We start from the raw sequence: 10496 nt of genomic DNA, 5'->3' as shown, positions 1-10496 counted from the left end.
CACCGAAAATGCCTACCCAACAACACCATTCAGCGCCAGAACGGCTCAATCATCAATTCGATGCAAAATCGAGGCTAGTGCGGCCACCAAAGCACCGATCTACGGGTTGTTATCGACGCCGAGTCGGACGAGCGGCAGGAAGACCTCGTCCACAATCTCCTCAATTACCTGATCGGTCAACGGTTTTAGCGTGAATAGGACATCGTGGCGTAGCAGGTCGACGGGTAGCCGGGCAACCCGGCCAGTGATTTGGCCGGGTCGGATTTCCCCGCGGTCGACAGCGCGCGCGATAAGCGTTTCCATGAGGACGCCTTGCTCAGTTTCAATCGCGTCGCGCAGTTCGGCGATGGTGGTGCCGGTGTCTCGGTAGAAATGATCGAGGCGGGTCATGGCGGTGACGGCGAGGTGGAAGCGTCGGCTGTTTGCCTGACGCAGCAGGTTCATCACATCGCCGCGCAGGCTGCCGGTGTCCGGCACCGTGATGGGGGCCTTCTTGCTGGCTGCGATCAGCGCGGCCTGCACAAGTTCCGGCTTCCCCGGCCAGCGCCGGTACAGCACCGCCCGACTGGTGCAGGCGCGGGCAGCGACGCCATCGATGGTGAAGTCGTCGTAACCGCGCTCATTCAGTTCGTCCCAGGCCGCCGCCAGAAGCGCCGCCTCCAGCGCGGGACCGCGGCGACGCTGCGGAGCGGCATGTGCATTAAGAGACATTGCGTTCCCTAACGACGATCGCTAGTGTTCGATTAGATACAAAATGTATCTTAACTCCAAGGAGGCTTTCGATGCGCGTTTTGGTTTGCGGCGCGGGCGTGGCCGGGCTGTCTGCGGGCATCAATCTCGGCAATACCGGGCATGACGTCACCATCGTCGAACGCGCACAACATCTTCGGGTCAACGGATCACCGATCGACATCCGGGGCGAGTCGCTGGATGTTGCCCGACAGATGGGCATCCTCGATGAGATCCGGGCCCGACGAGTGGACATGACCGAGCGCGGCTGCTTCGTCGACGAGAACGGCGACCGGGTGGCCGAACTGCCGTTCGCCGAGATCAACGACACACCTGACGACACCGAAATCCCACGGGAAGACCTGGCGCAGGTGCTGCGCAATGCTCTCGGACCATCCGTAACGCTGACGTTCGACGAGGCCATCGCCGAACTCCACGATGACGGTCACGGCGTCGATGTGCTGTTTACCTCGGGTGCGCGAGCCCGCTACGACCTGGTGGTGGGCGCCGACGGTCTGCACTCGGCCACTCGCCGACTGGTCTTCGGACCCGAGCACCAGTACCTGCGCCATCTCGGCTACTACACAGCCGTAGCGCACTTGCCGAACTATCACATGACCGGCGTCCCTAACCCGATCTACAACTTCCCGGGGCATCTGTCTGGCATCTTCACGTATCGCGACGTGGCGTTGGCCGTGCTGAACTTCCGCTCATCCTGGATTGACTACGACTACCACGACCTCGATGCGCAAAAGCGCATCCTCATCGCAGAATTCGCCGGTCACGACAAGTGGCGGGTGCCCGAACTACTCGACGCGGCATGCCGTGACCCGGAACTGTACTTCGACTCCGTCAGCCAGATCGACATGCCTTCGTGGCACCGGGGGCGGGTCGTGCTCGTCGGCGACGCAGCCCACTGTGCCTCCCCGATGTCCGGCCGCGGCACCAGTCTGGCTCTCACTGGAACATGGCTGCTGGCAAAGGCATTGAACGAACATGCCGATGATTTGGACGCGGCGTTCGCCGAGTATGAGCGCGACCAACGTCCGCATGTCACATACGCCCAAGGCACAGCCCGTGCGGGCGGGGACTGGATGATTCCCGCAACTCAGGAAGCCATCGACGCGCGCAACCGTGAACTGGCTCGAGCTAGCTGAAATTCACCGAGATGGCAGGCGGGGCACAGTCATCGATCCGCGTAATGCACCGCGATGCCTGAAAGACTCCCTCGGCATGGGCCGATGAGATCGGCCTCGCCTGGACTCGGGTGTCACGTAACTACACGGCTAAGCGCATCCACCGATTCGTGGTCCACAGAATCGCTTCGGCACGGAGACAATCCATGATCTACGCCACACCTACGCCTGCGTGGCTCGGAAGTCCGGCGCGGACGTTCGCTACGTCCGAATAGAGGCGCCGAGACCGGACAAGAAAACCGACAACCGAATGCAAATCCGTGTCGATGCTGGTCAGACCTGGTGGCCAGGGGCGGGATCGAACCGCCGACCTTCCGCTTTTCAGGCGGACGGGATAGCCACTGACCTGCGGTTTATCTGAGTCTATGCGTCATATGCGCCGCCTTGAGCTGCGCTGACGTATTCAGTCTGTCCGACGAACGGACATAAACCGGACACGGTGCTTGCACTCCTGACCAGGAGCTGTCGTGCCGTCGATTGCGTTGTGTGCGGATTCAGCGGCTCCGGGGAGCAGGTACCCCGATGCCCAGCATCGCATCATCAGCCGCCGACTCGACATCGTCGGCGGGCTCGACTTTTGCGCCTGATGAACCGCCATTCGGGCACGATTCTGCCGGTTCCTCGGTTGACGGGAGGTCGCGAGCGTCCGAGGCCGCCAGGCCGCAGGGCGCGAGAGCGACAGTGGTCGGCCGGACGTCGACCGAGGCATCCGGCCTCAATCCGGCCACGGCCAGCGGGCTTGTTATATGTGCCGAAAATGTCCGCGACCAACTCGCTGACAGGATCGCAACAGGTGAGCTGCGAGCGATCGATGCACTGGGGCTCCGGTTCCCGAGCCCCGCGAAGGTCACCGCGGCTGCGGCGCTATTCAAGCCGGCGGCACCGTGGGCTCGCGGTCCTGGGCGCCGAGGTACCGAACCCGAATCTGGGCGGTTCAGCATCACCATCGGTCCTGGTGTCGTACGGCTCGGGTGGGCCAATCCCGTCCGGGTCGAGAAGGCCGCCGAACGGGCAGTCGGTCATCACCAACGTGACGTTGACGACGCGAAGATGCACGTCAGAAATGACCTCGCTCTCTCAGCCGAGGACGGTGATCGGGCCGTCGTGTCTTCGACACGACGGAGTCCTACGGAAGACGACCAGCGCAGTTCCGGCGGTGTCATTACCGAGTGGTCCCGCAAATCACGGTCGGCGATGTGCCGCACATTCGCCGAACTCGACTACAGCCCACTGGTCGAGTCTGGCCGCGTCCCTGCCATGGTCACACTTACCTACCCAGGCGACTGGGAAGCTGTCGCCCCTAACGGTGCCAGCGTGAAACGGCATATGGTGCTGTGGCGCAAACGCTTTCAACGTGAGTACGGCGAACCGGCACGCTACATCTGGAAGTTGGAATTTCAGGGGCGCGGCGCTCCACACATTCACCTGTGGATGGCGCCGCCGATATCCCCCGGTCGTTCTGGCCGCAGCTTCGCGCAGTGGTTGTCCGAAGCGTGGGCGCAAGTTGTCGATCACCCCGACCCGGCACACAAGGCCCGGCATCGGCTGGCAGGCACCGCCATCGACGTGCGCAAGGGCCTGAAGGCCTGCGACCCGAAACGGTTGGCCATCTACTTCACCAAGCATTCATCACCAAACCTAAACGGCGACAAGGAATACCAGCACATCGTGCCCGAACCGTGGCAACGGCCCGGCCACGGCCCCGGCAGGTTCTGGGGAGTGTACGGACTCAAGAAAGCCATTGCTGTCGTCGAGGTCGCCCAGGACGCCTACTTCACAGCTCGTCGAATCGTGCGGCGCTGGTCACGCAGCCAAGCGGTGTACGGGGATTCGGCTGACCGCTTCCCCACTGCTGTGGTGCCGCGCATGGCCACGCGCCTTGTCCCTCGCGTCAACCGCGATACCGGCGTAGTGGAGCACCGGCGCGTGCGGCGACGACGAATGCTTTGTAACCAGGGCGGATTGGCCGGCGGATACGCACTGGTCAACGACGGACCGAGCTTTGCAGCCCAGCTTGCCCGTGCGATCGCGTAATTCCGTCCTACGCCGCTGCCGGGCATGTGCCGTTGTGCACACCTCCCTGCAAGTCGGACATCGCGTGCGCGACGAGCTACTTGACCTATTCGCTCCGTGGACGTGGGATGGGTGGTCTGCGTGCATTTCGCAGCGCTGTGACCCACTCATGTGGGTACAGCACCTGGACACTCGGCTCGAGTTGGTCCGCGCGGCAGGCTTCACGAAATTCGCGGTCACGGGTTACGCAGTACCTCGGCGATTCGAGGACATCGCCAGAGGACGCAGCAGTGCGCATCACGCAACCGTCTTCGTGGTCCAACGGCGGATGGTTGAGCGGATCAATGACTCTGCCCGCCGTACCGCCATGCGTGAAGTCGAACACAAGGTCGTAGACCAACTTCTCCAAGAGATCCTCGGCGTTCGCCTGGGTCCAGCCTCTGCCCGCCGCATCGGTGGCGTTCTCATGGACCTTCTTGACCACGAGGTCATCAATGTGCTCGCTGGTCCACACCTCTAGACGCTCGCTGGACCCGCTCGCTCCAACCTGCCCTGTCTTGGACATGAGTACCGCGCGAAGACTGTCGAATCGTGCGTCGGTCGGATGGGGAAGCGCATCGTTCCAATGCCCAACCGCTACCGCTTCGAGCTTGTCCCATTCATAGGGCTGCGTGATGAGCCCGGCGAGGTCTACGTAGATGTTGACATCGAAGACGACAACCGCAGGCGGCGATTCCCCCACCGTGTCCGCTGTCGAGGATTACCGAGGGGGGCGCGTGCGCGTGCGCGTGCGAATCACGGTCGGGTAGTCACAGACACCCGCCGTGTCCGTCTGGCCACGACCAATAACGGGAGTGGGCGCAGGATGTTGTGCGGGGGCGCCCCAGAACTGCGCGGTCACGTCCGCGATCCCGACGCCAGCGACCAAGGGCTGAGGTGCGGCGACAACGGTCCAGCCGAGGTCAGTCCAATCGCCGTTTGACGCCTCGTCGTCACAATCGTTTCCGAACGCACGGCGATCCAGGAATTTCGTACTCACCAACTATCTCGCCTCCTCCCGTGCTGTACTGCGGAACTTGCCCGCCAATTCTGCTGCGACATTACTAGCAGTTTGTTGAGCTTCGGTCACCCGTTTCATAACGTCAGATACATCATCCACACTGCCACCAGTTCGCCAGAATCCGACCTGGTCGACGTACACCGAGACAGGCGGGACATCGCGCCCGGGTTTCGTCTGATGAGCGATTCTTGCTCGTTCATCCACAGGCATCCTGTTTCCAAGTCTGCTCATGTCGGGATGACGGAGCCTGTCCAACAACTCCTGATCCTGGACGATTCCCCACTCTACCTGGACTTTCATGGTCTCGGATGTGAGATCCACAACGGCAGAGCCATCCGTGACTCGCCATAAGTCCGAACTGCCGAAGACATCACCCGATGCGAGCGTGCCAAATTGGGCGCACCGCTCGTAGTAGTCGTCGCCCTCTAGCGGCACCACTCCCGTAGACAGGTACTGCGTCGCCAATACGGATGACGGTGCCATCACTTTGAACACCCCCTCGACTGCAGGCATCAGCTTCTCGATGGGGACACCAGAAAGGCCAGATTCAAGGGTCATCCCTCCTCGCTTAACCGTTATGCGCAGGTCAGGAGCAAGAAGCGCAACCCCCAGCAACTGCTTGTCGGGGTGGTCGATAAATGCGACTGGCTCGATGTTCTGCTCGAACCAGTCCAGCAGCGCAAGGTGCCGCCTGGTGTAGGTGAGGATGGGCGTCCATTGGAACTGGAAGCTGGACAGCCAGTCCTGGTACATAGCGGAAGCGTACCCGTTTCTACCTGTGCGCTCGCGCGCTATCCGTCCTGCATATGACCACCAAAACTCGCGAGCACAGCCGAGTACTTGCGGACATGCCGCGGGGATGCGGCGGCCGATGACGTCACGATCCTCGTCCTGGCGAGGGGATAGGACGACGGTGGCTTCACATGAGTCGGAGAGCGTCGGTCCCCAGCCCTACGCTTCGTCGATGGCGAACAAGCGCAATCGAGCCCGCAAGGCGAAGTCCAAGGGCCCGGCTGGCCCCCGTCTAGCGTACGAGCTGTTCTCCGAACTCAACGCAACCTTCTACGAGGACGACCCGAGCGAGTACCTGCTCACCAAGATCGAAGCCGTGACGTTGATGCTTGCACCGGACGAGGCGCTGGCCCCTGCGTACGCTTCCGAGCGGGTCATCGGCGTGACCCGCCGCAGCATGACGCCGGTGCCGTCGAAGGAGGCACGCGACCGTTACGTACGCACCGAGTGCGTCCTGGTCCTCCACCACGCCTGCGAGACGTTGCTGCGGCTGTTCTTCGCCCACGCTGAGAAGCAGGACTGTCCGTGGCTGGGCATGGCTGCGTCGGTCAGCTTCGTCGAGTTCAAGGAGAAGGTCTTCGCCGGACTTAAGAGCGGCTTCGACCGTGACACCGTCGCCGTCGTCTTCCTTGGTGGCGCGGACCCGACCGTCGCGGCCATCGAGGTCGGGGCAGACGAGTTCGAAGACTCGGTGTCCGCGCTGCAGCTACTGCTGGAATTCGCCGCCGAAACGGTGCTCTCCGAGTCGTTTCTGTACAACTCCTGCAAGCACGGCCTGACGATCGTGCAGACCGATGAGAGCACCCAGATGGCGTTGACACCACCCGGCGGTGATCCGGTTCGACTGCTAGCAGGTTCGCAGTTCGCGTACCTGCACAAGCCCCGATCCCCCGGCGCGAAGGGTGGAACGGAGTGGTTCGTTTCGATGACCCTGACTCTCCCTGACCAGGACATCGAAGTGTCTTTCCTGATTCAACAGGCGGTGTCGTCGCTGTGGAAGGTCGCACGGCGCCGATACGCAGGGCAAGCCGGCGAGGTGTCCATCATCTCCACCCGCGCGGTGCGCGATGCCATACACGGCCCCGTCTTCGAGGCGGGGCACCCCGTGCGCACGACGACCCACGAGCTGGCGAAGAAGGACGACGCTGGCAAGATCCTCGGCGTCGACATCGATTTGTCCGGGCCGAGCCTGCCCGATGAGGACATGTGGGAGCCAGGGGCAGCCACCGACAGTTCTCCCCCGAGGCGGGTGGTTCTGCCGCTACGGCAGCAGGATCGACGGATCATCAGCACGTCCAGCCGGAAGCTGCTCCCGATATCACCGAACTGGTCGTCGCGCGTGTGACGGTCCGGGGGCTCGATGACCGTGTCTGTCTCCTTCCGCTAGCCTCCCGCCCTGTCGCGGGACGACCGACGACCTATTCGCTGAGACATCTCGTCGACATCGTCGGCAGCACCACGACCGAAACTAACCGTCGACCTGCTCGGCCATGGGCGCAGCCGCGATGCAGGCAGTGATGGGACACCCGCAACTTGTCGGTGGCCTCTGGCATTGTTTTGCTGTGAGCCGGCCGCTATGCCGGGAGGATTTCAACCAAGGGGAGCACAGCGTGGTGCAACGAGCCTTCATCAGCTTCGACTACGACAACGACGCACGGTTGAAGGACCTGCTGGTCGGCCAGTCGAAGAATCCCGACTCGCCGTTCGAGGTGCACGACTGGTCCATCAAGACGGCCTCTCCGACGTGGCGTGAAGAGGCCCGGCGCCGCATCCGTGCGAGCGGGTTGGTGATCGTCCTATGCGGCAAATACACCCACCTTGCGACTGGTGTTGGCGTTGAGCTCGGCATCGCCCAGGCGGAGAGCGTGGATTACTTCCTCCTCGCCGGATACCAGGAGGGTTCAACCCGCCCGACGACAGCGAGGGCAACCGACAAGATGTACGACTGGACCTGGGAGAACCTCAAGAAGCTTGTGAACGGCGCGCGATGAGTGAACCAGCCGAAACGCTGCCCGATCCTCGGGTCCTCGACATCTACAAGTTGGCCGTCGAGATGGCGGATCGTGTCTCGGCCCGGCGCGCTTTGGCCAATGCCTTCTTTCTCACCGTCAACACCACCTTGGTCGCGGTGGTCGGGTTGTCTACCACGCAGCCGGATTCCACTCTCCGGTTCATCGCGGTGTGCGTGGCTGGTGTTGCTGTGTCCGTGTGCTGGTGGCTCCTTCTGCGCGCCTACCGGAGGCTCAACTCCGCCAAGTTCGCCGTGATCAACAAGATCGAGGACGAGCACCTCCCCGTCAAGCCGTACACCGACGAGTGGAAGGAGATGATGCCTAACGACGTGGCCGCCAGCCGCCGCGCACGGCTTGGCAAGGCCTTGCGTGAACTCGGCGGTGTCGAGCGCATTGTGCCGGTCGTCTTCGGTTTGCTGTACATCGCGCTCTTGGTCGGCAGACTGGTGACATGAGTTACCTCGATGCCGACGCTGAGCTGATCCGAAGCTGCCTACCCTCGGGCACCGGAGTACCCGAGGACTCTGACGACCTGTTCATCCTCTACGCCATCCTCATGCGCGCCAAGGGCGAGGGCACGCGGGCCGCCGACGTGCACGACGCCTGGTCAGCGTGGATGTCCCGCAGCGAACCAGACCACGAGTCGATCCGCCCGTACGACCAGCTGGCGCCGTCGGTGCAAGAAGAAGATGCACCATTCCTCACCGCAATACGCAGCGCCGCCCGAGCTCGCGCCGAGTGCGGCTGACATCCGCACAGTTGCCGGCGCAAATCTTCCCGACTTGACACACATCGACCTACGTCGTGGCTCACCCCTTCCCGGCTCTCCATTTCATTAGGCTTTCGCCGTGAACCTGGTGAAGTCGAAGACGCGCATGGCCGACCACGGCGAGGTGTTTACACCGCTGTGGATGGTTGACGCGATGCTCGATCTGGTGAGAGGTGAATCGGAACGGGTGGACGGTACGCCTCCACGTCGTCGAGCGCCGTCCGGTCTACCCGGACTACATGGCGTTCAGTTCGCGGTTCCTGGCAGGCACGGACGAAGACACCGAAGAGGCCCTGGCTGGGGCAGATGCCTTCCTTCGCCTCGCCACCGGCCCATACTCTGCGTGGTTCAAGAGGGACGAGCGCGAGATGGTCAAACTGTGGATGCACGACCTCTTCCAACATTCACCACCCGGCTACCGCGTAGCTGCGGACATCTTGAACTCACCGCCCGGCGCGTTTCAGTACTACGAAGACCGCTTGACCGCCCGGGTCCAAGAAGCCGTTCTGAAGCCGGAACGCCGATTTACAGCGGACTTTTCAATCTCTACCCAGCTGACCCGCTCGCTGTTCAACGTCAAGCAAAGCTTGTGGTCGATCGTTCCCGTAGGCGAAGAGCCAATCCTCCCAATGCTTCCGGGGGCGCTCCCGCTTGCGACCTCCAAGCTGGAGAGGTACATACTCAAGCAGGGGTGGGAGCGTGTTGCCGGCGGTAAGGGCAGCCATACAAAGTACCGACGGAATGGTGCAGAAATGATCGTGCTACCCCACGCGAAAGATGTTTCACAAGTTGTACTTTCGTCAACAGCACAGACACTTGGGCTGACGAAGCGCGATCTCGTTGAGCGGGCTCGCTGAACGCCAGAGGGGTGGCATCGCACAGTGGATCACGTGCGGCGCTCGTTGTCGATGGCGATAGTAGTCATCGAAGTCATCGCGACATCATGCCAATTCATTCAGCACACCGATCCGCGATTCCCCTTCGTCTACTTCACAGTCTGGTCGGGAGTGTTCGCTGGCGTCGTGGCCGCGTTGGAAGTGTTTCGTTGCTCATACCGCGGTTTGCCGCACTGCCGCGTTGGTGCAGCCGTAGGCGTGACTTTCTCGGCACTGATCTTTGTCGCCATCATCGCCCCCGCCACCCCGACGGGCACATGGTTCCAGCCATGGGATGACGCTTGGGTACGTGTTGCCACCTTGTCGTTCCACGGACTCGCGCCGGTTCTCGTTCTCGCAAGGCTCGTAATCGGCCCATGCCCAGACTCGATTCGTGGCTGGCTGGTCGCTGCGTACGGCTGGCCTGTGCTGTATCTGGTCCTGGTGGGCGTGGGCACCGTCACTCTGCACTGGGGGATTCCCTACCCATTTCTATCACCTACGCAAATGGGTTGGGGCACAGTTCTCGTCGGAATCGCTGTGATGGCTACGCTCATCGCCGTGACGACATGCCTCCTATATGCCGCCGCCCGCGTGGTTAGCCGCCGTATTGACTGACCGTCGATGTCGAGAGGGTTCTCGTCGTCAATGTTGTGACAGGTAGAGCACCCCTAGGAGGACCGTCAGGGCAACGGCCAGGATGGCGGCTGCGAAGTAGTGCAATTCGATGGTTTCGTCCGTTGTCGTTGTTTCGCCCTCGGCGCCTGAGGCGGTTGACGGCGCATGCTTTCCACGCAGGACCCCGAAGATAGCCAGCGTGCAATACAAGATGTACCCAGCTCCGATCAGGACGATAGTGAACACGTTGCGTGCTGTACTCGGCGCCAGCAGCGCTAACCAGATTATGGCCACGATCAGGGTGCCCGGCGTACCGGTCAGGAAGCTGAAATACACCGTTCGGTTACTCCAGGACGAGGAATCGTCAATACCTGTGGATCGGGTGTTTCAGGCGACCTCCGTTTCGGTCGTGGTGGCGGCGTCGTCTGCCGG

12 protein-coding genes, 1 tRNA gene and 1 pseudogene are annotated in these 10496 nt (G+C 62.2%); 9 read left to right on the top strand and 5 right to left on the bottom strand.

From position 1 onward, the window contains the following. Positions 1-99 precede the first annotated feature (99 nt). The gene (locus tag BST27_RS28590) at positions 100-711 is read right to left on the bottom strand and encodes a TetR/AcrR family transcriptional regulator (protein ID WP_197518224.1); all 612 of its coding nucleotides are present in this window, start codon (positions 709-711) and stop codon (positions 100-102) included. A gap of 71 nt (positions 712-782) precedes the next feature. On the opposite strand from BST27_RS28590, the gene BST27_RS28585 reads away from it, so the two are divergent. After that, entirely contained in the window at positions 783-1886 is a 1104-nt protein-coding gene (locus tag BST27_RS28585; RefSeq protein ID WP_069422493.1) for an FAD-dependent monooxygenase, read from the top strand. A 178-nt stretch (positions 1887-2064) separates the two neighbouring features. Continuing rightward, positions 2065-2136: pseudogene (locus BST27_RS34195) on the top strand (site-specific integrase); the annotation flags it as partial. Between the two features lie 69 nt (positions 2137-2205). Here BST27_RS34195 and BST27_RS28580 read toward each other — a convergent pair. Continuing rightward, positions 2206-2273 (bottom strand) — tRNA-Phe (locus BST27_RS28580). A 174-nt stretch (positions 2274-2447) separates the two neighbouring features. Here BST27_RS28580 and BST27_RS28575 point away from each other — a divergent pair. Next, on the top strand, positions 2448-3959 hold the full coding sequence (locus BST27_RS28575; protein WP_069422492.1) for a rolling circle replication-associated protein: 1512 nt from the start codon (positions 2448-2450) through the stop codon (positions 3957-3959). An 85-nt stretch (positions 3960-4044) separates the two neighbouring features. On the opposite strand, the gene BST27_RS28570 is transcribed toward BST27_RS28575, so the two are convergent. Both BST27_RS28570 and BST27_RS28565 read right to left on the bottom strand, forming a co-directional pair. Further along, complete coding sequence (locus tag BST27_RS28570; RefSeq protein ID WP_069422491.1) at positions 4045-4680, bottom strand: hypothetical protein; 636 nt, start codon at positions 4678-4680, stop codon at positions 4045-4047. Between the two features lie 300 nt (positions 4681-4980). After that, entirely contained in the window at positions 4981-5751 is a 771-nt protein-coding gene (locus BST27_RS28565) for a hypothetical protein (RefSeq protein ID WP_069422490.1), read from the bottom strand. 211 nt (positions 5752-5962) lie between these two features. On the opposite strand from BST27_RS28565, the gene BST27_RS28560 reads away from it, so the two are divergent. The 6 genes from BST27_RS28560 to BST27_RS28535 all read left to right on the top strand — a co-directional run bounded on the left by BST27_RS28560 (position 5963) and on the right by BST27_RS28535 (position 10064). Then, positions 5963-7135 (top strand): hypothetical protein, encoded by a 1173-nt coding sequence (locus BST27_RS28560; protein WP_069422489.1) that lies wholly within the window; start codon positions 5963-5965, stop codon positions 7133-7135. A gap of 145 nt (positions 7136-7280) precedes the next feature. Then, complete coding sequence (locus BST27_RS28555; protein WP_232007469.1) at positions 7281-7781, top strand: TIR domain-containing protein; 501 nt, start codon at positions 7281-7283, stop codon at positions 7779-7781. Beyond that, a complete protein-coding gene (locus BST27_RS28550) occupies positions 7778-8257 on the top strand; it encodes a RipA family octameric membrane protein (protein WP_069422488.1) in 480 nt (159 codons plus the stop codon). Before BST27_RS28555 ends, BST27_RS28550 begins: the two co-directional genes overlap by 4 nt. Continuing rightward, positions 8254-8550, top strand: a complete 297-nt coding sequence (locus tag BST27_RS28545) for a DUF7701 domain-containing protein (protein WP_069422487.1) — start codon at positions 8254-8256, stop codon at positions 8548-8550. The genes BST27_RS28550 and BST27_RS28545 overlap by 4 nt, the downstream gene beginning before the upstream one ends. A 260-nt stretch (positions 8551-8810) precedes the next feature. Beyond that, positions 8811-9428 (top strand): type II toxin-antitoxin system HicA family toxin, encoded by a 618-nt coding sequence (locus tag BST27_RS32720; RefSeq protein ID WP_156789320.1) that lies wholly within the window; start codon positions 8811-8813, stop codon positions 9426-9428. Between the two features lie 33 nt (positions 9429-9461). Continuing rightward, positions 9462-10064: a hypothetical protein gene (locus BST27_RS28535; RefSeq protein ID WP_139805427.1), complete on the top strand. Its 603-nt coding sequence runs from the start codon at positions 9462-9464 to the stop codon at positions 10062-10064. 27 nt (positions 10065-10091) lie between these two features. Here BST27_RS28535 and BST27_RS28530 read toward each other — a convergent pair whose 3' ends face one another. Further along, positions 10092-10400 (bottom strand): hypothetical protein, encoded by a 309-nt coding sequence (locus BST27_RS28530; protein ID WP_069422484.1) that lies wholly within the window; start codon positions 10398-10400, stop codon positions 10092-10094. Positions 10401-10496: the final 96 nt, after the last annotated feature.

Origin of the sequence: Mycobacterium intermedium, assembly GCF_002086275.1 — a bacterium.
Classification (GTDB): Bacteria; Actinomycetota; Actinomycetes; order Mycobacteriales; family Mycobacteriaceae; genus Mycobacterium; species Mycobacterium intermedium.
Note: the sequence above shows the minus strand (reverse complement) of the source record. Positions and strands in the feature narration are given on the sequence as shown.